Origin of the sequence: Corynebacterium ulcerans, assembly GCF_000767685.1 — a bacterium.
GTDB classification, from domain to species: Bacteria; Actinomycetota; Actinomycetes; order Mycobacteriales; family Mycobacteriaceae; genus Corynebacterium; species Corynebacterium ulcerans.
Genome location: NZ_CP009622.1, coordinates 1,603,916 through 1,628,967, shown reverse-complemented (window position 1 = coordinate 1,628,967; position 25,052 = coordinate 1,603,916). Strand labels below are relative to the sequence as shown.

The following is a 25,052-nucleotide window of genomic DNA, read 5'->3' as shown; positions in this document are numbered from 1 at the left end:
AGGTGAGTTCCATAACCACCACGACAACCAGCGGCTAGGGGCAGTAATGACAAGCACCACAGCACCACAACGAAACACTGGATCTCCGCTTCGGATGATCGGTGATCGGATTAGCGCGCTGTTCCAGCGGCCGCTTGCCAACTACTACATTATTTTGTCGATAGTCGGGTTGCTCGTCCTTTCCGGAGTCTTGATGGTAGTGGCCAGCTCGATGACGTGGTCTTTGGCGGAAGGCAGCGGCGTCTGGGGTTCTGCTCTCAAGCAGATGGTGATGGTCGTGATTGGCCTGGCCAGCATGTGGTTGATGCTGTGGTTGCCCCCAGGCGTGGTGCGAAGATTTTCCACTTTAGCCATGGCCTTTACGGTTGTTCTCTTGGTCGTGGTTCTTATACCTGGATTTGGTACAGGACGAGAAGAAGTGGGTTCGCAATCGTGGATTGTTCTGGGGCCATTGCGGCTGCAGCCCTCAGAGGTCGCTCGTGTCATGATCGCGGTGTGGGGAGCGCACTTTTTTTCTCGCCCGAAATTTAAACCGACGGGTCAATGGAACGACTACATCGTTTACTCACTGTTCTCAGGACTGGTCGCCGTTCTCATCGCGGCCGAAGGCGATTTGGGAATGACGGTTACCTTTTCTTCTGTGGTGATCGCGATGCTATTTTTCGCGGGCGTTAAAAAGACCTACATGTTGACCGCGGCAGCAGTTATTGTTCTTGGTGCATTGGGCATGGTAGTCGGAACAAGTTTCCGCAATGACCGTTTCACTGTCTATTTTGATGCACTGCTAGGACACTTTGAAGACACCGCTGATAAGGCCTACCAGTCCTATCAAGGCTTCCTTTCGCTTTCCGACGGTTCCCTCACCGGCGTAGGAATCGGGCAGTCGCGTGCCAAATGGTTCTACTTACCAGAAGCGCGTAATGACTTTGTTTTTGCCATTCTCGGAGAAGAATGGGGTTTTGTTGGCGGAACAATTACCATCGTGCTCTTTGCCTTCTTACTCTTCTTTGGGATGCGCACGGCTGCAAAAAACTCCAATCGCTTCCTAGCGCTTGCCGCCGCGACGCTGGCGACAGGTGTATCTGCACAGGCCTTTGTCAACATTGGGTACGTCATTGGCTTGCTCCCCGTGACCGGTATCCAGCTACCGATGATCTCCGCTGGCGGAACTTCAGCGATTATTACTTTGGCCTCCATGGGCCTTTTGGCCAACTGCGCACGGCATGAGCCGGAGGCAATCTCAGCTATGCAATCGTATGGGCGTCCTCCCATTGACCGCCTCCTGGGGCTAAGAGAACCAAACGTGGAAGGTCTTTCCCCTAAAACCCCTATTTTTGGGCGTTCTGCTGATAAAACCCGTCTCGCAGAACGACGCATGCCGCCGCCAGCGCCCAAGCCGCAGCAGGCTTCTTCACCTGTTGCCCGTGGACCCCGGAGAGAATCACCTCATCGTAGCTCTTACGTAGTGGGGGAACAACGCAATACGCGAGGCACTCAAAGTCGTGATTGGCGAGACAATAGAGCACTAAACACCGATACGCGTTACTCTTCTGGATCCACAGAACGCGGAAATAGGTGGGCGTCGGAAAGCAATAATTACGGCACTGGTAGCGTCGGAGACCGTAGGCGAGACAGATGGTCCTCGCAGAACAATAAAGACGATAGGCGTAGGAGACGGTAATGCAATCCCCACACGTAGTAGTAGCAGGTGGCGGAACCGCGGGACACATCGAACCAGCGATGGCGGTTGCAGAGGAATTACGAGGTCGTGGAGCTAACGTAATTGCGTTGGGGACATCCAGAGGATTGGAACAGACGATTGTTCCTGCACGCGGGTTTGATCTTAAACTTATTGATCCCGTCCCTGTGCCTCGTAAAGTTAATGCAGATTTGTTTAAGCTCCCATTCAGATTGCTGCGTACCGTAAAACAGACCCGTGACGTGCTCAAAGCTCATGACGCTTCTGTGCTTATCGGGTTTGGCGGATATGTTTCTGCCCCCGGATACCTTGCGGCTAAGACATTGGGGATCCCGTACATCGTGCATGAAGCCAATGCGCGTTCGGGAATGGCTAATAAACTAGGCGTGAAAATGGGCGGACTGGGTCTCAACGCAGTAGCCGGCTCAGGCATGCCTGGTCGAGTAGTCGGGATTCCCATCCGCAATACGCTAAAGGTTAACTCTGAGGCCCGAGAACGCGGACTAAAAACATGGGGGCTAGATCCTGCCCGGAAGACCGTTTTGGTTACTGGCGGTTCGCAGGGAGCCGCTTCTATTAACCGAGCTGTGGCAGCAGGAATTGATTCTTTGCTTTCGCAGGGATACCAAGTCTTGCACTCTTATGGAGCAAAAAACGATGCTCCTAGCGCGCGCGACCACTATGTTCCGGTGCCCTATATCGAAGATATGGCGGCAGCCTACTCGGTCTCTGATCTCATTGTCTGCCGTGCCGGGGCAATGACCGTCGCAGAAAACACTGCTGCGGGAATTCCAGCGATATACGTCCCCTTGCCTCATGGCAACGGGGAACAAGGGTTGAACGCGGCGGAAATCGTTGCTGCAGGCGGGGCGATTCTCATCGATGATGAGTCCTTTGACGGTGATGCATTTGCTACTAGCGCAGGAAAAATCCTGGGCGACCCTGAGATATATCGCACGATGAAAGACGCCGTAGCCCACTCGCAGGCCGGCAACGCGGCTGCGGTCATTGCCGATATTGTGTATCACATTGTTAAAGACCACGATGCGGAGCATCTGCCCGCATAGATTGTTAGCCTGCGCCTTCCTTCTGCGGTAGGCGCACTGTGGGTAGTGCCATCGCCCACTTTTATGATCATTCTTTTTGTGTAAAAACGCTGGAAACATCAGCTTTTGTAATTCCCCACGGAGGATAAATGACCACTTCGGATTCTGCCATCGACCTTAGCCGGGTTCATCTTATCGGTATCGGTGGCGCTGGAATGTCCGGCGTTGCACGAATTTTGTTATCACGAGGTGCAACAGTCTCGGGATCTGACGTGAAAGATTCACGACCTGTCCTGGCGCTTCGCTCTATGGGCGCACACGTTGCCGTTGGACATGCTGCAGAAAACCTCACCATTGCGGGAGAAGAGCCGACAGTGGTGGTCACGTCATTTGCAGCGATTCCACAGGATAACCCGGAATTAGTGGCAGCTCGTGAGCGCGGCATTCCTGTTATTCGTCGCTCCGACCTCCTCGGGGAGCTAATGGAGGGCAGCACTCAAGTTCTGATTGCCGGAACACATGGAAAAACATCCACCACATCTATGGCAGTAGTAGCAATGCAAGCAGCGGGTATGGATCCAAGCTTTGCTATCGGTGGGCAGCTCAATAAAGCGGGAACGAACGCACACCAAGGTACAGGAGACGCCTTTGTCGCAGAGGCCGATGAATCTGATGCTTCATTGTTACGCTATAAGCCGAATGTAGCGATAATTACCAACATTGAACCGGATCACCTTGACTTTTTTAAGTCTGAGGAAGCCTATTTTGAGGTGTTTGAGAAGTTCGCTGAACGTTTAGTGCCTGGCGGTTCCTTAGTTGTGTGCCTGGACGACCCCCACACCGCAATGTTGGGGCAAAAAGTCCACGAGGAGCACAGCGACATCAAAGTCGTTGGATATGGCACGTCAGCTGCTGCAGCGGAGTATCCAGATATCGCAAAAACAGTGGTGAAGTCCTTCGAGATTACTCATTCTGGCACGGTGGCGACCATCAGTGTTCAGGGCAAAGAAGTAGAGGTTGTCCTGCGGACACCCGGCCAGCATATGGTTCTTAACGCAGCGGCTGCATTGACCGCAGGTGTGATCGCTGGTGGGGAGCTAACCAAGTTAGCTGCCGGAATCAGCGATTTTAGCGGTGTGCGTCGCCGTTTTGAATATCATGGCACCGTTGCAGAGGGAGACTTTGCCGGCATTGAGCTTTACGACGACTACGCGCATCACCCCACCGAGGTGACTGCCGTCTTAACCGCTGCTCGTGCCAAGCTGCAAGCTCGCGGTCAGGGGCGCCTCATCGTTGTCTTCCAGCCTCACCTATACTCCCGAACAATGAATTTTGTGGATGAGTTTGCTACGGCTTTGTCTTTGGCAGACGAGGCTATTGTCCTAGACATCTACGGAGCACGGGAGAAACCAGTTGAGGGTGTGGATTCTAGAATCATCACAGAGAAAATGACTGTTCCCGCGCATTTTGCACCTGATTTCTCGCATGTTCCCGACGCTGTCGCGGACGTTGCTGCCCCGGGTGATCTTGTGATTACGATGGGGGCGGGCAGCGTTACAATCCTGGCGCCGGAAATCCTTACGCGCTTGCGATCAGAAACAACATAGGAATTTCGTGGAGTTATGAAAAAGAAAACGATCTTGGGAAGCATAGGAGTACTTGTTGCGGTAGCTCTTGTTGCAGCTGTCCTTTTTATTGTTCCTGTGATCAAAGTTTCAGGTTTTGAAGTAGAAGGAAACATTCACACTCCACAAGAAGAAATTGTATCTGCGACAGATATTGCGATTGGAAGTAATCTGTTGCGGATTGATGCCACTAAAGCGGCTACTGCCGTTTCACGATTGCCATGGGTGTCCTCTGCCTCAGTTGATAGGTCGTTTCCCCAATCCGTGAAGGTAAAAGTAACTGAGCATAATGCTGTGCTCTTTACTGAGCGTTCTGATGGAGATCACCTTTTTGATGGAAAGGGACGGGCATTTGTTATTGATGTGCACCCTCCCGAAGCTATTCGGGTTACTGGACAAGACGACGATGCTTCTTCCGCGTATGCGGCGGTAGGAGCCATGGTGGAAGGACTTTCTCCTGAGATTCGTACTCAGATTGAGTCTGTTGATGCTCCTAGTGCGTATGAGCTGAAAATCCAGCTTAAGGACGGGCGCAGTGTCTACTGGGGATCGTCGGAAAACGTAAAGGATAAAGCAGTGGCATTAAAAAATGCCCTCACCCGCCCAGAACAGAGTTTAGACGTGAGTGGTGCACCCCTTATTGCAGTGAAATAAAATTTCTTAAAATGGAGTGTTCTCTTTTACCGGAGGACACTCCTTTTTTGTTGTGATCGCGTATAGCTGAAAACCAGTACTTTTCCGGGCTGAGCAGGCAAGTACAAGCCTTCGCGGAAGCATCAGAACTTCCTGTTTCCGCACGTCAAACCCTAAAGTTGAGGTTGAGACTAGAGACACGCCGCCGTAAATGTCCGACAAAAAACCTTGAAAGTAGTTGATGATGTATTGCAGTGCAGCATCGCGATTTGGTCGTTTCCCTTGTGGTGCTGAATGAATGAAGTAAAAATACTCAATGTGAAAGGCGAGTCGCTCATGACTTCCCCAGATAATTACCTCGCCGTAATCAAGGTTGTTGGCGTCGGCGGTGGCGGTGTAAACGCTGTTAACCGCATGATCGAGGAAGGTCTTAAGGGCGTCGAATTTATTGCTGTCAATACTGACTCTCAAGCGTTGATGTTCTCTGATGCGGACGTCAAACTCGATATTGGGCGTGAAGCTACCCGTGGTCTTGGTGCTGGAGCGAATCCTGAAGTTGGACGCACTTCTGCGGAAGATCATAAAAATGAGATTGAAGAAACCCTCAAGGGTGCAGACATGGTGTTTGTGACCGCGGGAGAGGGGGGCGGAACCGGCACTGGTGCAGCTCCAGTTGTTGCAAGTATTGCTAAAAAGATGGGCGCCCTGACTGTCGGCGTTGTTACTCGTCCTTTTAAATTTGAGGGGCCGCGTCGTACACGCCAGGCGGTTGAAGGAATCGATGCGTTGCGGGAAGTCTGTGACACCCTTATCGTGATCCCGAATGATCGCTTGCTGCAGCTGGGTGACACGAGCCTTACCATGATGGAGGCTTTCCGTGCTGCAGACCAGGTGCTGCACAATGGAGTCGAAGGCATTACCAACCTCATTACTATCCCAGGCATGATCAACGTCGACTTCGCTGACGTTCGTTCAGTTATGGCTGACGCTGGGTCTGCACTCATGGGTGTGGGCTCGGCTCGCGGGGATAATCGCGTGCTCACTGCTGCTGAAGAAGCTATTAATTCGCCATTGCTTGAGTCCACCATGGAAGGCGCCAAAGGTGTTTTGCTCTCTATCGCCGGTGGATCAGATCTCGGTCTCCAGGAAGTCAATGACGCAGCATCGATGGTGCAGGAGAAGGCTGATGAAGACGTCAACCTGATTTTTGGAACGATCTTTGATGACAACTTGGGTGATGAGGTCAGAGTCACGGTTATCGCCACGGGCTTTGATGGTGCAAAAAACGCAGTGGAAACCCCTGCTCCCAAAGCAGAGGCCGCACCCGAATCTGCCGTAACACCGACTCCTGCCCCTGAGCGAGCTTCCACATCGATTTTTGGTGAGGAACCTGATTCTTCAGCTCGTCATTTGCGAGCAGAAGAGCCAGCACCTCGTGGTAACGCAGGCGGTAGCGACGGACTGTTTACCTCAAGTGATGAACGTCGGACAGACTACCGTAATGATTATCGGGATCGCCGTGACGAGCGCGGCGGAGATCTCGATGTTCCTGACTTCCTTCGTTAAACATGAGTAAAGGAAACGACCGCCCCGTCCGCAAGGTGTTTACCACCAGAGCGGGCGGGGTCTCCCTTCCCCCATATGATTCTTTTAACTTGGGAGATCATGTGGGGGACACGCTGGCTGATGTGACTTCTAATAGAAACCGTTTAGCTCGGGTTATCGGGTTGGAATCTCACAATATTGTCTGGATGGAACAGATCCATTCAGTTAACGTTACGGTGGTTACTCAGCCACAAACGCCAGCAGTAGAAGCTACCGATGCGCTTGTGACTACCACACGTGGGCTTGCTTTGGCGGTTTTGGCAGCTGATTGTGTCCCTGTGTTGCTATCGGACACAGAAGCTGGGGTAGTGGCGGCAGTTCATGCGGGCAGAATGGGGGCTCGGAATGGAATTGTTCGTAGAACGATTGAAACCATGGTTGACTTAGGTGCCACTCCTCGTAACGTTCATGCACTTTTGGGTCCAGCTGCTTCCGGGCGGCATTACGAGGTTCCCGCGAAGATGGCCGCGGATGTAGAACGTCACCTGCCTGGCGCTCTAGTGAAGACCAACAAAGGAACATCAGGATTAGATCTTCGTAGAGGGCTGGCGCGACAGTTGCTGCAGCTAGGGGTAAAAGCTATAGATATTGACCCCCGCTGCACGATTGAAGATAAACAACTTTTTTCCTATCGTCGCGAAGGTAAAACTGGGCGGCATGCAGGGCTTGTATGGCTTCCTTAATGCGAGCAATGAAGTAGGCAATTTTCTCCACAAAATTAAATCAGCTTGGAAAAATGCTGTGTCGCAGCGACATTGAGCCACTATAAGCAGGTAGCTTTAGGTGCTAGCATCAGCTTTTGGACATCGCAAAAGCGGAGTACCACATAGCACACCGCATACGATGAAAGGGACACTTTATGTCGATAATGAAGAAGACCAAAGATTTCTTCGGGCTTTCTGGAGTGGAAGGTGACCCGTACCTCGCGGATGAGGCCTACTACGAGGAGCCACGTTACGAGGGAAATGCAGCTTACCAGCCACAGCGCTACCGTGAGCCTGCATACCAGGATGTACACGCCTATGACCACGTTTCCCGTCGTGCTTCGTCGAATATTGTTCCTGTGACCATCAATAGCTACTCGGATGCTGCAACCAAAATTGGTGAGCCTTTCCGTGATGGCGATTCTGTTGTCTTTGATATCAACCGTTTGGGACTGGATGAAGGTAAGCGAATTGTTGATTTCGCTGCTGGCCTCTGCTTCGCTCTCCGTGGCCAAATGAAGAAGATCAGCCACATGGTATTTGCGATTGTTCCCGAGAGTGCAGATGTGACCACTGCAGATTTGGAGCGAGCCGCTCGCGTATAAGACCTCTCGTCAAGGTCTGGAAGAAACTTTTCTTAACCCCTTGGCGTTATTAAGGATGGATAATGTCCCAACCGTCCTTAATAATGCCAAGGGGTTTTGCGTACCTTTTTTGGGGAAAGAGGATCGGCGTCAAGTGGACAAAATCCGCAAGCTTCCGTGATTATTCGCTGGTCAACTTGTCTTAGGGTGCACCATTATGAATAAATACTAGGAAGCTAGATGAAGATAGATAAATTTTTGCAAGACGGAAGGCCACATCATTGCACACTCTGTTAAACATTCTGATTTTGGTTGTCCAGATTTATACGTGGATCTTAATCGGGCGAATCTTGGTGGAAATGATTGTGAGCTTCTCTCGTAATTTTCAGGCGCCGCAATTCATGGTCATCATTTTCGAAGTTTTGTTTAAGTTGACTGATCCGCCCGTGCGTCTTTTGCGCCGTTGGATTCCGCCGCTGAAGCTCGGAAATGTTGCGCTCGATGTATCTATTCTGGTACTTTTTTTCGCACTTTCGTTTATCAGAATTCTGCTCAGCATTGCCCTTTATTCGGTATAAGTTGCTAATGGCTTATGATTCGGGTGCCCCTGAACGAGGGCGGAGATGTCCCGTTTCTGCTTGGTCGTCCGATTTCTTTCAATTTTGTTGAAAAAAACACCAAAAAATAGGAAAACGAGAGCTGTTTTGGCCTGTATTGGGCTGCATAAGTGCCTATACGGGTTATCATGGGGGAGGTATTGCGTATAAACGTTTGGTCATCTTCTTGACGTTTGAGTGTGCAAGTAAGTTAATGTGAATTGTTAACCCCCCGCGAACAAGGAATTAGGTTCTTGGACGCAGAAGAAATCTCGAAGGGAAGAGCTCCATGCCGCTGACTCCAGCCGATGTGCACAACGTCGCTTTCAGTAAGCCTCCAATCGGCAAGCGAGGCTACAACGAGGACGAGGTCGATCAGTTCTTGGATCTGGTAGAAGACACCCTCGCTGAGATTCAGGAAGAGAACGAGGATCTGCGTCAGCAGATAGAGGAACTAAAGGCGGAAGCTAAACAGGGCGGAATATCCAAGCCTGCTATGGCCTCTGCCTCTTTTGCTAAGCCCTCTGTTGATGAGGCTGCGATTCGTCGTGAGATCGAATCCAAGCTCAAAGCTGAATACGATGCCAAACTAGCCGACGCACGCAAGTACTCCGATAAGTCCTCGACCGATATGGCTGCTTTGCGTTCTGAGCTGGAAGCTGCAAAGGCTGATGCGAAGAAGGCTAATGAAGAAGCTGCCAAGGCTAAGGCTGCTGCAGCGAGCTCTAAGCTGGATCTCTCGAAGACCGCTTTTGCTGCGGCAGGTGCTGGCGCTGGACTTGCTACTGCAGAAACCCACATGCAGGCAGCTAAGGTGCTTGGCCTAGCTCAGGAGATGGCTGATCGCCTTACCTCTGAGGCTCAAAACGACTCCAAATCCATGCTGGACGAGGCCCGTAGCGCTTCTGAGCGCCAAATTCAGGACGCGGATGTTCGTGCGCGGGCAACGCTTGCCGACGCTCGCGCTAAGGCTGACAAGCAGCTTGCAGAGGCTGATTCTCGTTCCCGTGCTTTGATCGAGGATGCTCAGAAGAAATCCGAGCAAACTCTTAGCGAGGCAAACTCTCGTGCCGAGGCACAGGTGCGCCAAGCTGAAGACAAGGCAAACGCACTCCAGGCGGATGCAGAACGCAAGCACACAGAGATCATGGCGACTGTTCAACAGCAGCAATCTGCGCTGGAGAAACGAATCTCTGAGCTTCGTACCTTCGAGCGTGAATACCGTACTCGACTCAAGACTCTGCTGCAGAGCCAGCTGGAAGAACTTGAGAGCCGTGGCACCACCGCGCCCGATGAGAAGCGTTAAAGCTTTTCGCGATAGACGCATATGTTCACGTGGCCCCTAGCTTAATGAGCTGGAGGGCCACGATTTCTCTATCAGTACGTGTTCCAAGGAGCCTTGAATATGTTGATCGCTGCCATTGTGCTTTCGATCGCAGGATTTGTATTCCTCGTTTTATCGCTTAGCAGCACTGGCGAGATTTGGGAATGGCTCTTGTTTGGAACTGTCGTTTTAGGCTTGATCTTGCTGTTTGTAGACATGGTTAAAAAACGACGTACGCGAAGCTCTGGTGGTAAGCATTCCGCCCGATAATGCGAAAGTGCAGATCTGCAAGGCGCTAGCAGCCATGTAACAAATTTTACTGACATGGTACGGACATAGTGGGTGTAGTGAGTTCGTGTGCTTGTTTTTATGAGGTATAGTAATCGGCTACAAGGCACTGATCCGGCAATCACCGGGGAGTCTCCGGAAGAAAAGCGAAACGCAGATACAAAGTGTAAGCCGCCGGTTGCGGTGGTTTTATGATTAGTTTTATGGGTACGAACGCTGAGTAGAACCGGACGGGTTGGACCGTCATCTCCTTCACAATGAAGCGGGAGCCTGCGGGCTCCAAGCAGGGTGGTACCGCGCTATAGATAGCGTCCCTGCGGCAGCGAATGCGATAGTGAAGGAGATTTTATGTCGAATCCGGTAGGTGGCGTGTACCCCAAGGTGGACATGTCTGGTGGTTCAAATCGTTTCCCAGACATGGAACGCGAAGTTCTCAATTTTTGGTCTTCAGATAACACATTCCAGGCTTCTTTAGAGCAGCGTTCTGCTTCCCCAGAGTATGTATTTTATGATGGCCCTCCTTTTGCTAACGGCCTTCCTCACTACGGGCACCTGCTGACCGGATACGTCAAAGACATCGTTCCGCGTTATCAGACCATGAAGGGCAAGCTTGTTGGGCGTGTTTTCGGTTGGGACTGCCATGGACTTCCCGCTGAGCTTGAAGCAGAAAAACAGCTAGGCATCAAGGATAAAGGCGAAATCGAGTCGATGGGCTTGGAGGCCTTCAACGACTACTGTGCGAAGTCCGTTTTGGAATACACCCAAGAATGGAAAGACTACGTAACCCGACAGGCGCGCTGGGTCGACTTTGATAACGGCTATAAAACCATGGATCTAGATTTCATGGAGTCCGTCATGTGGGCGTTCAAGGAGCTCTACGACAAAGGCCTGATCTATCAGGGATTCCGGGTTTTGCCGTACTCGTGGGCTGAGCACACTCCTTTGTCCAATCAGGAAACGCGTTTGGACGATTCCTACAAGATGCGGCAAGATCCGACTCTTACGGTGACTTTCCCCATCACGGGAGTCGTCGAGGGAGCGTCACCAGATACCTCGCTTGTTGGTGCTTATGCGCTCGCATGGACCACGACACCTTGGACGTTGCCTTCCAACTTGGCTCTCGCTGTTAATCCGGGCGTGAACTACGTTGAGGTAAAAGTGGGCGAGGACGGGGCCGAGGCTATCCGTGGTCAGCGTGTTCTTCTGGCTGAGGCTCTCATGGGGGCTTATGCCAAGGAGCTCGGAGAGCAACATGAGGTATTGGCGGTTCATCCGGGTACGGACCTAGTGGGTCTAAAATACCAGCCGATCTTTGATTACTTTGCGGATACGGACAACGCTTTCCAGATTCTTGCCGCAGAATATGTGACTACTGAAGACGGCACCGGTATCGTCCACCAGGCACCTGCATTTGGTGAAGACGATATGAACACGTGTAAAGCTAACGGTATCCCCACAGTGATCCCGGTGGATATGGACGGAAAGTTCACGTCGCTAGCACCTGAGTATGAGGGTCTTTTGGTCTTTGATGCCAACAAGAACATCATCGCTGATCTCAAAGCTGCGTCTAGGGTGGTACGCCACCAGACGATCGAGCACTCTTACCCGCATTCGTGGCGTTCCGGGGAGCCTCTTATCTACATGGCTTTGCCGTCATGGTTTGTAGAGGTGACTAAGTTCCGCGATCGTATGGTCGAGTTGAACAAAGACATCGAGTGGATGCCCGCGCATATCCGGGATGGTCAGTTTGGCAAGTGGCTTGAAGGTGCTCGCGATTGGAATATCTCGCGTAACCGCTACTGGGGTTCGCCTATCCCCGTGTGGGTTTCTGATGATGAAAACTATCCACGTATGGACGTCTATGGTTCCTTGGACGAGTTGGAGCGCGATTTTGGTGTTCGCCCTACCTCGTTGCACCGTCCGTTTATCGATGAGCTGACGCGCCCTAACCCAGATGATCCAACAGGAAAATCGATGATGCGTCGTGTTCCTGAGGTGTTGGACTGCTGGTTTGAATCAGGCTCTATGCCTTTTGCCCAGAAGCACTATCCGTTTGAGAACAAAGAGTGGTTTGATAGTCATTCCCCGGCAGACTTCATCGTGGAGTACTCGGGCCAGACTCGTGGTTGGTTCTACACGCTGCATGTGTTGGCTACTGCGCTCTTTGATCGTCCTGCCTTTAAAAAGGTCGTGGCGCATGGCATCGTCCTTGGCGATGACGGAACAAAGATGTCCAAGTCTCGTCAGAATTACCCCAATGTGAACGAGGTCTTTGATCGCGATGGCTCTGACGCTATGCGTTGGTTCCTCATGAGCTCGCCGATCCTGCGCGGCGGTAACTTAATCGTCACCGAGCAAGGCATCCGCGAGGGCGTACGCCAGGCGCTTTTGCCGATGTGGAACGCCTACTCCTTCTTGCAGCTGTATTCGTCGAAACCTGCCGAGTGGTCTGTCGATTCCACAGATGTCTTGGACAAGTACATCTTGGCAAAGCTTCACGACGTCGTCCGCGGCGTCGGCGAAGCCCTCGATAACACCGATATTGCGCAAGCGTGCGATGAGGTTCGCTGGTTCTGCGATGCTTTGACCAACTGGTATGTGCGTCGTTCGCGCGAGCGCTTCTGGGCGGGTGACGCTCAGCACCCAGAGGCTTTCAACACTTTGTTTACGGTGTTGGAGACCTTGACCCGCGTCACTGCACCGTTGTTGCCAATGGCATCTGAGGTGATCTGGCGTGGGCTTACTGGTGAGCGTTCAGTGCACTTGGCAGATTTCCCCAAGGCAGAGGACTTCCCGGCAGATGCTGACCTTGTCCGTGCGATGGATGAGATCCGTGGCGTATGTTCTGCTACTAGCTCGGTGCGCAAGGCCCACAAGCTGCGTAACCGCCTCCCGCTTCCTCAGGTGACGGTTGCGTTACCCGATTCGCAGCGCTTGGAGCCGTTTACGTCGATCATTCGTGATGAGGTCAACGTAAAGAACGTCGTGCTTACCTCTGACGTCGATGCCGTTGGACGTTTTGATGTGGTGGTCAATGCCAAGGTCGCAGGACCGCGTCTGGGTAAAGATGTGCAGCGAGTAATCAAAGCCGTGAAATCTGGTAATTACGAGCGCTCTGGTGACGTCGTTGTTGCGGATGGTATCGAGCTGAAGGCTGATGAATTCACTGAGCGCCTAGTAGCTGCGGATCCAGAGTCGACGGCCCAGATAGATGGGGTCGACGGTCTGGTTGTGCTAGATATGACTGTGGACGAGACCCTGGAAGCGGAAGGCTGGGCTGCGGATGTCATCCGTGGTTTGCAGGACGCTCGTAAGGCTTCGAACTTTGAAGTCTCGGATCGCATCACCGTGGAGCTCTTTGTTCCTGAGGAGAAGAAAGAGTGGGCTGATCGACATTCGGCACTTATCGCTGGCGAAGTGCTAGCTACTGCTTTCACCGTAACCGTTGGTGGAGAAGGTGCGCATAAGGTCATAGAAGCTGTGACCGCAGATGTCGCAAAAACTCAGTAACACCAGAACATAAGAAAATATCCCGGACGCAGAACACCCTTCGTGTCCGGGATGTTTCTCGTGGTGGTGTCCACAACGCTTACTTATGTTTTGTAGATTCGACACGCACGTCCTATCGAACTAATGTTTGCATGTATGAGGCGTTGGGTACTGCACATAGATATGGATGCTTTTTTCGCATCTTGTGAGCAGTTGACGCGACCAACGCTGCGCGATAGACCAGTTCTTGTAGGAGGGGTGTCGGGCAGGGGAGTCGTTGCTGGGGCTTCTTATGAGGCTCGGGCACTGGGGGCTCATTCCGCGATGCCGATGTACCAAGCAAAAAGACTTGTTGGTTTCCGTGGCGTTATTGTTGCCCCGCGTTTTGAGGTCTACCGGGCGGCTTCACACCGGGTTTTTGAGATTTTGCATTCTATGGGCGGGCTAGTGGAGCAGGTTTCTGTGGACGAGGGGTTCATGGAGCCGGAAGAGCTCCAGGGAGCAACGTCCGCAGAAGTCAGGGAGTGGGCGCATGAGTTGCGCCGGATAATACGGCACGATGTTGGGCTTCCAGCCTCTGTGGGGGCGGGATGCGGAAAACAATTTGCCAAGATAGGTTCGGACCAAGCTAAACCAGATGGCGTTTTTGTCGTTCCACCAGAAAAACATGAAGAGATGATTCTTCCCTTACCCGTAGGTGAATTGTGGGGTGTAGGACCGGTAACTCGTACAAAACTCAAACAGCTAGGCGTGGAAACAATCGGGGACCTAGCCGCAATGACGCAGCGGGAGGTGGATATTAGCTTGGGAACAACGGTCGGCCGAGCACTGTGGATGATGGCACGTGGCATAGATGATCGCCCAGTAGCGCCACGAGCTGAGTCCAAGCAAATATCGGCAGAGCACACGTACCCGAAAGATCTCATCAATGTTCCTCAGGTTGATGATGCGCTGCGCCGTGCCACGGATGATGCTCACAGGAGGTTGCTGAACGACGGACGTGGCGCTCGGACAGTAACGGTGAAACTCCGTATGGCGGACTTCCACATAGAATCGAGATCAGCCACCTTGCCATATGCTACGGATGACCACGATACGTTTCTAGCAACGGCAATGAGGCTGGTGCGCTATCCGGATGAACTGGGTCCGATACGTCTTGTGGGCGTTAGTCTCTCTGGACTTGAAATGGCTCGTCAAGACGTGTTGTTTCCGGAGATCGACAGGGAGATTGTCCAGCGTGATTCTGACTTTGAAGTGGGAGTATCCGGGGCAGTGTCCACAGAAAATGCTGATCATCAGTCAGCTGGTCTAGAGGATGCTCAGCAAGACGATCTTGTAGAAGAATCCCCACGGTGGCGGGCAACCCAAGACGTTTGGCACCCTGAGCTGGGACACGGTTGGATCCAAGGGATTGGGCACGGAAAAGTGACCGTAAGGTTTGAAACACGTACTACAGGGATCGGCAAAGTGAGAACTTTTGATATTGGGGATTCCGAGTTGCAGCCCGCCGATCCTATAGCAAGCCTTGATTGGGATATAGCGGATTTTTAAAAAAGAGTTGCAGGGTGCACACCTGTAGCCACGGCAATGGCGAGCAATACGCGCGCCTGGCCAGCCCGGAAATACGTTGAGCTGATTGCTCCTTTTGCTGCGAGGGTTGCTCCTCCGCCAGCCCCGCCGTAAGCGCCGAAGACCTCACCGCGTGGAACTCGAGTTGTTATCACAACGGGTATTCCGGCGTCGAGGGCAGCTCCGAGTGCCACTCCCATTTCTGTACCCACATTTCCTGCACCCATTGCCTCAACCACTAACCCTTGGCTCCCGGCATTTATCGCGGCGTCGACAAGCGTGGCTGGCGCGCCGGGGAAGGCAGGGATGATGTCGATGCGGACGTCGGAAAGCTGTGCAGGCTGGACCGGATCTGCGCGCAATGGCTCTTCGGGGCCATTGGTAGCAAAGGCGAGGGCATCGGAGGTATGCCATTTCATGCAACCGCGCGCTGGGAGTACCGCGTGACCAAAGACAACCAAAACTCCGATGTCGCGAGCGGACGTGTCGCACGCCACCATAATTGCTTCGAAAAGATTGCCTTGTCCGTCAGATTCGGGGTGGTCAAAAGGAAGCTGGGCACCAGTGAGAACGATAGGGTTCGGGCTGGTGTGGAATGTGTCCAGAGCTATGGCTGTTTCCTCCATAGAGTCTGTGCCGTGGGTAACCACCACACCAATAACATTGGGTTCTGCCAGGGCTTTATGGGATTCGGAGACTATGACGTCTATGTCGGCAAAAGTCATTGATGCGGAATCGAGACGATGTAGCTCGCGCACCTCTATTTCTACGCTTCCACTGAAACGAGGCGCGATATCTTTGATCAATTCTTCACCAGAAACCGTGGGGATAAGCGCGCCATTAGGGTCCATCGTGCAGGAGATAGTTCCTCCTGTGGTGAGAACGACAACTTTTCCAAGTTCTTCATGAGCTGAGGTCATGTGCTTAAGACTGCCATATCGCAGAAGGTGGCTGTGCTCACATGAGCATGTTGACGTGAGTTTTTTTCAATGGGCGCTAGCATTCATGAGATACAACCCTTGTTCGCTATGCGCGCAGGGGAGCTGGGAGAGCATGCTTTGTGACGCATGTGGTTCGCATTAAGCGGCTGCGTGGCTTTGCTCAGGATGTAATTCTGGTGACTTTGTGCAGGTCCCCGCACATGATGGACCGGTGACGGGTAGTAGCTTCTGCCTACCGTAGCCGATTCCGCTATAGTGCAGGGTTCATGCCCGAGTGGACACGATCGGAAGCTCTGTGACCGCAGAATGCAAACGATTGTGGCTTGGCGTGAGTGCCTAAACGGCGAACCGAACCTAGGAGTATTTGTGAAGCTAAAGAAGATCGTGGCAGTTACCCTCGCAGCAAGCGCGGGCCTTGCCCTTTCCGCTTGTTCCAGCGACGACAAGGGCTCGTCGAGTAGCTCGTCTGCGTCCAAGAGCACCTCATCTGCAGCCTCAGAGGCTGCGCCAGCAGAACTTCCTTCTGCTGAGGATCTCAACGCTATTCTGGCCGTGGCAACAGATCCCAATGCGCCAGTAGAAGAAAAAGTTAAAACCGTTCAAGGCGGAGAGACCGCACCTGAGCTGTTCCAAACCATGACAGCATCCAAACAGGAATCCGGAGCTGACTTCCACGTGGTTCCTCCGATTCTCCCCGGCTATACTCCTAACTCGGTGCTGGCTACGGTGAACTTCACACTGCCTGGTAAAGAAGCACAACCAGCAGAGAACGTGGAGTTTATCTACGACAACGGTATGTGGAAACTTTCCCAGTCATGGGCTTGTACTTTGATCACCAACACCGTGGCTCCAGAGCAAGTTCCTCCTATGTGCCATGACGCTGCAGCGCAACCGCCTGCGCCAGAGGCACCTGCACCCGCACCAGAAGCACCAGCACCAGAAGCTCCAGCGCCTGCGCCAGCACAATAAAAAAACTGCGCGACGCTGAATAATAAAGAACAATGCCGTCACCTTTCATCGGAATAGTGATGGCATTGTTCTTTTTGCTCCCCTTCTACATATCAGTGAGCGGGAGAGAACTCTAGAGCGCTCGTGGAGTCTTGGACTATACGAAGGTCTGAATTCTGTTGCCCGTAGACTACCCGAGTGGTTAGGGCTAGCGTGCCAAGGGGGAGTGGATTCTTTAGATCGACGGTAAGGCGGCCTTTGCTGGTTGTGTGAGAACTGAGGACCTCGAGAGACGTGCCGTTGTGCTCAAGTGCTCCTAGCACCGGGCGTTGTTGAACATCCACATCGAGCACAACGGAATCTTCCTGAGCTTGTACCAAGGTAAAACGCATCGTTTGCAACAGTGCGGACTGGCCGTTGACGCGCGAGTCAACCGTCCAGACAGCGCCTTCGCCAATTTCTTCCGTGGGGAAAATAACGGGTAAGGATGCAAGCTTGAGCAGAAAAGGCTCGGCGATGGCGCGCCCAGCGTCGGTTGCATTGACAGGTGCTGCAACGTTGATGGAAGATACCTGACCAGATTTTTTAGCAAACCATCCAAGACGGAAGCCCTTTGTAGTGTTTACGTCTTTTGCGGCTTCAAGATCGTCATACTTTGGGTCTGTAAAAGTCACTGATACTGAACGTGTTTCGTTATCGTTTTCTACTGCTGCTTGAACCGGAGAACTTAAGCTCTGGACTTCTCCGCCAGAAGGAGCTGTGGTGTCAAACGTTCCGTGCTTACGGGCTTCTTGGTGGAAGCCATCGGAGATTTTCACTGCAATTTTTTGGGGATTATCGTGAGAAGTTTGTAGGTCCTGGTACTCGTAAATTTTTCTCTCCGAATTACCGGGATTAAGGATAGTAATCCTCGGGGCATCTACTTCTAGGCCAATTGCGCGTTCAACTGGGGGGACATCAGGAGATTTCTCATTACTGCATGCCACAAGGGTGACGCTAGCTAAGAGGCAAGAGAAGAAAACAGCTAATGGGCGCTTGATCGTGTGCCTGTTTTGCGGCTGATCGGAAGAGAATACGCTGACAACGGGGGGAGTATTTTGGTGATCAAACACATGTCCACTGTACAGATCGTGTGTGTTCAGTTGGAACTTTCACCGGTGGATTTGCCAAGATAGAAGGCGTGAATCGAACAGACAGGAGACAGCGGGGCCCGATAGGTACCGATAATCAACGTACATTCATCGTTACGATGGCTGCCATCATCATCGGTATTGCGACGGTGGATCAGGCGTCTAAAGCAGCAGTATTGCATTTCCTTGGCGACGGACAGCCATTGAAACTCATTGGTGATTGGTTCCGTTTCCGCCTCCTGTTCAACCCAGGCGCAGCGTTTTCTTTAGGTGAAAATGCGACGTGGCTTTTTACCTGCATTCAACTCATTTTTGTTGTCGGGATCGCTTGGTATGCGCCAAAAATCCGTGATGGTTGGACCGCTGTGGCTTTGGCAATGATCGCCGGGGGTGCGCTGGGCAACCTTATTGATCGCTTATTCCGTGAGCCAGCGTTTTTTGTCGGTCACGTTGTGGATTTCATCTCTGTTGGAGACTTCGCGGTTTTCAACGTGGCTGATAGCGCCATAACGTGCGGCGTGGCTGTTTTCTTTGTAGCGATCTTGTTAGAGAGTAAACGAGAAGCACAGTCACTCCAACGCAACGAGGACGAGGTGATTGACAATGCGTGAGCATCGTTCGCTCCCCGTTCCTGAAGGGTTGGCAGGTATGCGTATCGACGCAGCCCTGTCCAAACTTCTTGGCATCTCGCGCACGGTCGCTGCAGATCTAGCTACAGCTGGTGACGTACTTGTCGATGCCACTCCCGTGGGAAAATCGGACCGCATTGCCGAGGGGCAGTGGTTGGATGTGACACTGCCGGAGACAAAGGACCTCACTCCTCGTGAAGAACTCGTCGAGGGGATGGATATCCTATATTCCGATGATGATCTGATCGCAGTTAACAAACCGGTAGGAGTGGCAGCGCATCCTACACTCGGGTGGGAGGGGCCTACTGTTATTGGTGGACTGGCAGCAGCCGGCTTTAGAATTTCTACCTCGGGCCCTCCTGAGCGCAAGGGGATAGTCCAGCGTCTCGACGTCGGCACGTCTGGCGTTATGGTGATCGCTGCCTCTGAACGCGGTTATTCAGTTCTTAAGCGAGCTTTCAAAGAACGCACGGTGTCTAAGACCTATCACGCGTTAGTTCAGGGACACATGGATCCTTTCACAGGCACTATCGATGCCCCGATCGGCAGGCATCCGTCGGCAGGCTGGCGTTTTGCTGTGACCAGCGACGGAAAACATGCGGTGACGCATTATGAGACTCTGGAGGCTTTTGCGGAAGCTTCACTGCTCAAGATCCATTTGGAGACCGGACGTACGCATCAAATTCGTGTGCACATGTCTGCGCTGCATCACCCATGTTGTGGCGACCCCATGTACGGGAGTGACCCCAAGCTTTCGGAGAGACTAGGTCTTGTGAGGCAATGGCTTCATGCAGTGTCGCTCGGCTTTCATCACCCTGCTGATGGTCGATGGATGGAAATAACCTCGCCATATTCTGATGACCTACAGCACGCTCTTGATGTATTGCGGGAAGATTAGCGGCTACGTGCTGTAATCACGCATGTCTCAGAGGAGCAGTCATAGTGCTCATGCGCGCGTTAAAATTGTGCAATGGACCAAGTGGATAAAGGCCGGATGGTTATCGCGCTTGTGAGTATTGCTGCGCTCATGGTTGTTATTGCGATTCTGGGGCAGTCGGATAAGACCAGCAAACCGATGAACATTAACGGCGATCAGTTGGGGATGGAAAATTCTGAGAGTCTTGACCACTATGTCTCTCGGTCACGGGAATCGTTGTCTGATTTTGAGGGAAAAGCATTTGCTCTAGTGACTTTCCGCGGGCATTTCAGCGTAGCGGACATAGGTTCTGTACTGGAAAAAGCAGGTATCGAGCGCGTTAATGCAGTGGTTACTGGTGGTGCCACAGCCATCGAGCTTCCTGAGCCGGCGCAGGGGGTTAATCGTGCTTCAGTGCTCACACAGCAGATTGTTATGCGGGGTGCAGACGAGGACGATATTCGTTCGGTCGTCGTGTATGACAACGTGAAGCCGTTGCAGAAACTACAAGAAGAATCGAAGGTCTTGGCCGTTGAGGCTTTGCCTCCTGATGCTGCTTGGGGGCGTATCGGGATTCGCCCTGTGAACCTTTAGGTCTGGGTAGTGGTCGGCGTCGAGAGCTTTTTAGCTTTCCTTCGCCATAATGCGAGATCTGTGAGGTAGATAGCTACCGAAATCCAAATGATTACAAACCCCACCCATTGGATGGTGTCTAGTTGTTCGTTGACCACAAACACCGCCCACAGCATTTGGAACGTAGGGGTCATATACTGCAGCATGCCAATGGTGGAAAGCGGAATCAGCTTTGCTGCAATGCCAAAAAGCAACAATGGGACCGCGGTAACTAATCCAGCGCTGATGAGCAAAGTTGAATGTACTGGCCCGTGGGAAAGGAAAGTGCCGGTTCCTGTCGATTCAAGATAGCCAACATATGCCAGTGCTACTGGCATAAGAATGAGAGTTTCCGCGGCTAGTGACGCTGAAGGTGACAAAGATAGTCCCTTTTTTACTAGCCCGTAGAACCCAAAGGATGCTGCCAAAAGCAAAGAGATAACGGGAACGTGTCCTCCCACGATGCTGAGTAAAAGAACGGCGATGGTAGCAATTATTACGCTCAGAGTTTGAAGCTTTCTTAGACGTTCCGCTAAGAAGATGACGCCGAGGAGAACACTTACTAATGGGTTAATAAAATACCCGAGGGCTGCGTCGGCGACGTGCTGGGAATTGACGGCGATGACATAAATCAGCCAGTTAGCGGCGATGAGTACTGCCGCAAGCGCAACGCGTGACCACGTGGATACACGTGCGTTGCGTAATTCGCGCCATTTTTTGGTAACTGTGATGACAATGCCCATGACCACTCCGGTCCAGATGATGCGGTGGGCGATAATTTCCACAGGGGCCGCGGGGAGAAGCAGTGGGAAGTACGCAGGGAAGAGGCCCCACAAGAGATACGCCAAGAAGCCATAGAGCATGGAGGAATCCTAACCTTTCTTATTGGCTGGATGCACTCGATAGCGCCGATAGCGGACCCAGTTGAGGGTTGGGAAGCGAAACCGGAACACCACTATTGAAATTAAAGTTCAATAGTGAATGTGGTGTGGCCCCTAAAATATCCCCTGAACTGGCATGAGGCGATTTAAATAACAAGGCGCTACACTGACTGGCTATGGCCAAGAAATCCTCTTTCGTACATCTGCACAATCACACTGAGTATTCGATGCTTGACGGCATGGCGAAAGTGGATATGCTTGCCGACGAAGTCGTGAGGCAGGGTATGCCAGCTGTGGGAATGACAGACCACGGCAATATGTTCGGATCGGATGCCTTTTACCGAACTATGAAGAAAGCCGGAGTAAAACCAATTATTGGTATCGAGGCGTATATGGCTCCGGATTCTCGATTCAATAAAACAAGGGTTCGGTGGGGCGAGCCGCATCAGAAGTCCGATGATGTCTCAGCCTCCGGCGCGTATCTGCACCAAACTATGCTGGCGGAAAACGCCGAAGGCCTCCGCAATCTCTTCTATCTGTCGTCGATGGCATCGTATGAAGGGCAGCTGGGTAAGTGGCCACGCATGGATGCAGATCTGATAGCCGAGCACGCCTCTGGCATTATCGCAACCACAGGCTGTCCCTCCGGAGACGTGCAGACTCGTTTGCGCCTAGGGCAATTCGATCAGGCACTTGAGGCCGCCGCCATGTGGCAGGACATTTATGGCAAAGAAAATTATTTTTTGGAGCTCATGGACCATGGTCTGGAGATTGAGAATAGGGTTCGTTCGGAGCTGCTAGAAATCGGACGGAAACTTGATCTTCCACCGTTGGTGACCAACGACTGCCACTATGTTTTGGAGTCTCAGGCGCAGGCGCATGAGGCCATGTTGTGCGTGCAGACCGGAAAGACGTTGAGCGATCCCGACCGATTCAAGTTTGACGGGTCTGGCTATTACATCAAGACTGCAGAGCAGATGCGGGAGATGTGGGACTCTCTTGTGCCTGAGGCCTGTGACAACACTTTGTGGATTGCAGAGAGAGTCCAAGATTACGGGGAGATTTGGGAGGAGCACACCCACGACCGTATGCCCATCGCAGACGTTCCAGAGGGGCATACGCCGACGTCTTGGTTGCGTCATGAGGTTCTGGAAGGCCTCCGCGTTCGCTTTAACGGCGGAGAGGTTCCGCAATCTTATATTGATCGTGCGGAATACGAGATTTCAGTGATTGATATGAAGGGTTACCCTTCCTACTTCCTCATCGTTGCCGAGCTGATCAAGCATGCTCGATCCATCGGTATCCGAGTGGGGCCCGGTCGTGGTTCTGCTGCAGGCGCTTTGGTGGCATATGCGTTGACCATTACCAATATTGATCCGATGGAGCACGACCTCCTTTTTGAGAGGTTCTTGAACCCGGAGCGACCTTCCGCACCCGATATCGATATCGACTTCGATGATCGTCGTCGCGGCGAAATGATCCGTTACGCTGCGGATCGCTGGGGAGAAGACAAGATCGCTCAGGTGATCACCTTTGGAACGGTGAAAACCAAACAGGCGCTCAAAGACTCGGCTCGTGTGCAGTACGGTCAGCCTGGTTACCAGATCGCTGATCGCATTACTAAAGAGCTTCCTCCCGCGATTATGGCTAAGGATATTCCGCTATCCGGGATTATGGATCCCGAGCATCCCCGGTACGGGGAAGCTGGGGAAGTCCGAAACCTCATTGAAACAGACCCCGACGTTAAAAAAATCTATGACACTGCCCGTGGACTAGAAGGCGTAGTGCGCCAAGCGGGTGTCCATGCTTGTGCCGTGATTATGGCCAGCGTGCCGTTGTTGGAGCATATTCCGATGTGGAAGCGTGCTGCAGATGGGGCGCTCATTACAGGATGGCCGTATCCTGCATGTGAGGCTATTGGTCTGCTGAAGATGGACTTCTTGGGGCTGCGTAACCTTACTGTTATCGGTGACTGCATCGAGAACATCAAGATTAACCGGAAAGAGACGATTGATCTTGAGGAACTAGCCACGGATGATCCCAAGGTGTATGAACTGCTGTCCAGTGGCGATACGCTCGGTGTTTTCCAGCTCGACTCGGGCGGTATGCAAGAACTACTCAAACGAATGCAGCCCACGGGCTTCCACGACATCGTGGCGTCTTTGGCTCTGTATCGTCCAGGACCTATGGGTGTGAATGCGCACTGGGATTATGCTGACCGCAAGAATGGCCGTAAACCCATTGAACCCATTCACCCTGAGCTTGACGAGCCGCTGCGTGAGATTCTTGATGAGACTTATGGCCTCATCGTTTATCAAGAGCAGATCATGCGTATTTCCCAAAAGGTAGCTAATTACACGGCTGGTGAAGCCGATGGGTTCCGTAAAGCGATGGGTAAGAAGCAGCCTGAAGTATTGGCTAAGCAATACGACAAGTTCTTAGAGGGAATGCTATCCAATGGGTATTCCAAGGACGCCGTGGATGCACTGTGGGGCACCATTGAACCCTTCGCATCCTACGCGTTCAATAAATCCCACGCCGCAGGGTATGGTCTAGTTTCTTATTGGACTGCGTATCTGAAAGCCAACTACACGGCTGAGTACATGGCGGCGCTACTTACCTCTGTCGCGGATAAAAAAGACAAGTCTGCCATTTACCTATCCAACTGTAGGCACCTGGGCATATCGGTACTCTCACCGGACGTCAACGAGTCTCGTTTGAACTTCCTTCCTGTAGGAAACGATATCCGCTTTGGTTTGGGAGCTGTGCGTAACGTTGGAGAGGACGTAGTTAACTCGATCGTTAAAGCGCGTCAGGAAAAAGGCAACTTCTCGGATTTTTCGGATTATCTGGACAAAATCGATACCGTTGCGTGCAATAAACGCGTAACAGAATCGTTGATCAAGGCTGGTGCTTTTGATTCCTTGGGACACCCGAGGAAAGGCTTGTTGCTGATCCACGAGGATGCAGTTGATTCCGTCATTAGCACTAAAAAAGCGGCGGACAAAGGGCAATTTGACCTTTTTGCCGGGTTCGGTGGCGATGACGACTCAATGAGCAACGCTTTTGCCGTGCAGATTCCAGAAGCACAATGGGATAGAAAGCACCAGCTCGCCCTAGAACGAGAGATGCTTGGACTGTATGTTTCTGGGCATCCGCTTGATGGATACGAGGAAGCGCTAGAAGCTCAGACAGATACACCGCTGACAACGATCCTGGCCGGGGAGTTGCGTAACGGTGCAGAGGTGCAAATCGGTGGCATTATTTCAAGCGTTGATCGTCGTTACTCTAAAAAAGATGGCTCTCCGTGGGCGATCGTAACCATTGAGGATCACCATGGTGCCCAGGTAGACCTGCTGGTGTTTAACAAGATCTATGCAATAGTTGGACCCCAGATCGTAGAAGACAACATCATCCTGGCCAAGGCGCACATCTCAATCCGTGATGATCGTATGTCCCTTTTCTGCGATGATCTCAAGGTGCCTGATCTCGGTCCGGGCAATGGAGCGGGGCTTCCTCTCCGATTGACCATGCGTACAGAGCAATGCACCATGGCAAACATTGCACGTCTAAAAGACGTACTGGCTAATAACAAGGGCGATTCTGATGTGTACCTCAACATCGTCCATGGTGATGAGGCCACTGTGATGATTCTTGGGGAGCATTTACGAGTTAATCGCACAGCAAGCTTAATGGGCGATCTGAAGGCCACGATGGGGCCGGGAATCCTTGGATAAAAGAACGACGATTGGGGTGAAAGCCAGGAGAACATGGCTTGCGTGCACCCCAATTGTTATCTCAATTAAAAATCGCTTGAGATAACCGTCTAAACT

At 52.2% G+C, this 25,052-nt stretch carries 20 protein-coding genes; 17 read left to right on the top strand and 3 right to left on the bottom strand.

Features of this window, described 5'->3' with window-relative positions:
* The first annotated feature begins 46 nt into the window (after positions 1-46).
* From CULFRC11_RS07360 to CULFRC11_RS07305, 12 genes are all read left to right on the top strand, one after another.
* Entirely contained in the window at positions 47-1,681 is a 1,635-nt protein-coding gene (locus CULFRC11_RS07360; RefSeq protein WP_038620656.1) for an FtsW/RodA/SpoVE family cell cycle protein, read from the top strand.
* On the top strand, positions 1,681-2,766 hold the full coding sequence (gene murG, locus CULFRC11_RS07355; protein ID WP_023635980.1) for an undecaprenyldiphospho-muramoylpentapeptide beta-N-acetylglucosaminyltransferase: 1,086 nt from the start codon (positions 1,681-1,683) through the stop codon (positions 2,764-2,766). The genes CULFRC11_RS07360 and murG overlap by 1 nt, the downstream gene beginning before the upstream one ends.
* A 128-nt stretch (positions 2,767-2,894) precedes the next feature.
* Positions 2,895-4,352: a UDP-N-acetylmuramate--L-alanine ligase gene (murC, locus tag CULFRC11_RS07350; protein ID WP_038620653.1), complete on the top strand. Its 1,458-nt coding sequence runs from the start codon at positions 2,895-2,897 to the stop codon at positions 4,350-4,352.
* 15 nt (positions 4,353-4,367) lie between these two features.
* Positions 4,368-5,024, top strand: a complete 657-nt coding sequence (locus tag CULFRC11_RS07345) for a cell division protein FtsQ/DivIB (protein ID WP_023635979.1) — start codon at positions 4,368-4,370, stop codon at positions 5,022-5,024.
* A 315-nt stretch (positions 5,025-5,339) separates the two neighbouring features.
* Positions 5,340-6,569 carry a cell division protein FtsZ gene (gene ftsZ / locus CULFRC11_RS07340; RefSeq protein WP_031270426.1) on the top strand — a complete coding sequence of 410 codons (1,230 nt, stop codon included), beginning with the start codon at positions 5,340-5,342 and terminating at the stop codon, positions 6,567-6,569.
* Between the two features lie 2 nt (positions 6,570-6,571).
* Complete coding sequence (gene pgeF, locus CULFRC11_RS07335; RefSeq protein WP_023635977.1) at positions 6,572-7,291, top strand: peptidoglycan editing factor PgeF; 720 nt, start codon at positions 6,572-6,574, stop codon at positions 7,289-7,291.
* Positions 7,292-7,467: 176 nt separating this feature from the next.
* On the top strand, positions 7,468-7,917 hold the full coding sequence (locus tag CULFRC11_RS07330; protein ID WP_023635976.1) for a cell division protein SepF: 450 nt from the start codon (positions 7,468-7,470) through the stop codon (positions 7,915-7,917).
* A 260-nt stretch (positions 7,918-8,177) separates the two neighbouring features.
* Positions 8,178-8,474 (top strand): YggT family protein, encoded by a 297-nt coding sequence (locus CULFRC11_RS07325; protein ID WP_013911859.1) that lies wholly within the window; start codon positions 8,178-8,180, stop codon positions 8,472-8,474.
* Positions 8,475-8,781: 307 nt separating this feature from the next.
* On the top strand, positions 8,782-9,798 hold the full coding sequence (locus CULFRC11_RS07320) for a DivIVA domain-containing protein (RefSeq protein ID WP_023635975.1): 1,017 nt from the start codon (positions 8,782-8,784) through the stop codon (positions 9,796-9,798).
* A 99-nt stretch (positions 9,799-9,897) separates the two neighbouring features.
* Positions 9,898-10,086: a hypothetical protein gene (locus CULFRC11_RS07315; protein ID WP_013911857.1), complete on the top strand. Its 189-nt coding sequence runs from the start codon at positions 9,898-9,900 to the stop codon at positions 10,084-10,086.
* Positions 10,087-10,452: 366 nt separating this feature from the next.
* A complete protein-coding gene (gene ileS, locus CULFRC11_RS07310; RefSeq protein WP_023635974.1) occupies positions 10,453-13,614 on the top strand; it encodes an isoleucine--tRNA ligase in 3,162 nt (1,053 codons plus the stop codon).
* A 135-nt stretch (positions 13,615-13,749) separates the two neighbouring features.
* Entirely contained in the window at positions 13,750-15,144 is a 1,395-nt protein-coding gene (locus CULFRC11_RS07305; RefSeq protein WP_031270424.1) for a DNA polymerase IV, read from the top strand.
* Here CULFRC11_RS07305 and CULFRC11_RS07300 read toward each other — a convergent pair.
* Positions 15,141-16,082 (bottom strand): asparaginase, encoded by a 942-nt coding sequence (locus CULFRC11_RS07300; protein ID WP_023635972.1) that lies wholly within the window; start codon positions 16,080-16,082, stop codon positions 15,141-15,143. The genes CULFRC11_RS07305 and CULFRC11_RS07300 overlap by 4 nt on opposite strands.
* Positions 16,083-16,469: 387 nt before the next feature.
* Between CULFRC11_RS07300 and CULFRC11_RS07295 the strand changes: the two genes are divergently transcribed.
* Positions 16,470-17,072 (top strand): WKL family lipoprotein, encoded by a 603-nt coding sequence (locus tag CULFRC11_RS07295; RefSeq protein WP_013911853.1) that lies wholly within the window; start codon positions 16,470-16,472, stop codon positions 17,070-17,072.
* A gap of 92 nt (positions 17,073-17,164) precedes the next feature.
* Here the strand turns inward: CULFRC11_RS07295 and CULFRC11_RS07290 are convergent, their stop codons facing one another.
* Positions 17,165-18,163 carry a hypothetical protein gene (locus tag CULFRC11_RS07290; protein ID WP_023635970.1) on the bottom strand — a complete coding sequence of 333 codons (999 nt, stop codon included), beginning with the start codon at positions 18,161-18,163 and terminating at the stop codon, positions 17,165-17,167.
* A gap of 137 nt (positions 18,164-18,300) precedes the next feature.
* On the opposite strand from CULFRC11_RS07290, the gene lspA reads away from it, so the two are divergent.
* The 3 genes from lspA (at position 18,301) to CULFRC11_RS07275 (ending at position 20,320) form a co-directional block, all read left to right on the top strand.
* Entirely contained in the window at positions 18,301-18,792 is a 492-nt protein-coding gene (gene lspA, locus CULFRC11_RS07285) for a signal peptidase II (RefSeq protein ID WP_014526000.1), read from the top strand.
* The gene (locus CULFRC11_RS07280) at positions 18,785-19,708 is read left to right on the top strand and encodes an RluA family pseudouridine synthase (RefSeq protein ID WP_013911850.1); all 924 of its coding nucleotides are present in this window, start codon (positions 18,785-18,787) and stop codon (positions 19,706-19,708) included. Before lspA ends, CULFRC11_RS07280 begins: the two co-directional genes overlap by 8 nt.
* A 72-nt stretch (positions 19,709-19,780) precedes the next feature.
* Positions 19,781-20,320 (top strand): hypothetical protein, encoded by a 540-nt coding sequence (locus tag CULFRC11_RS07275; RefSeq protein ID WP_023635969.1) that lies wholly within the window; start codon positions 19,781-19,783, stop codon positions 20,318-20,320.
* On the opposite strand, the gene rarD is transcribed toward CULFRC11_RS07275, so the two are convergent.
* Positions 20,317-21,201 (bottom strand): EamA family transporter RarD, encoded by an 885-nt coding sequence (rarD, locus tag CULFRC11_RS07270; RefSeq protein WP_023635968.1) that lies wholly within the window; start codon positions 21,199-21,201, stop codon positions 20,317-20,319. The genes CULFRC11_RS07275 and rarD overlap by 4 nt on opposite strands.
* 194 nt (positions 21,202-21,395) lie before the next feature.
* On the opposite strand from rarD, the gene dnaE reads away from it, so the two are divergent.
* Positions 21,396-24,956: a DNA polymerase III subunit alpha gene (gene dnaE, locus CULFRC11_RS07265; protein WP_013911847.1), complete on the top strand. Its 3,561-nt coding sequence runs from the start codon at positions 21,396-21,398 to the stop codon at positions 24,954-24,956.
* Positions 24,957-25,052 lie beyond the last annotated feature (96 nt).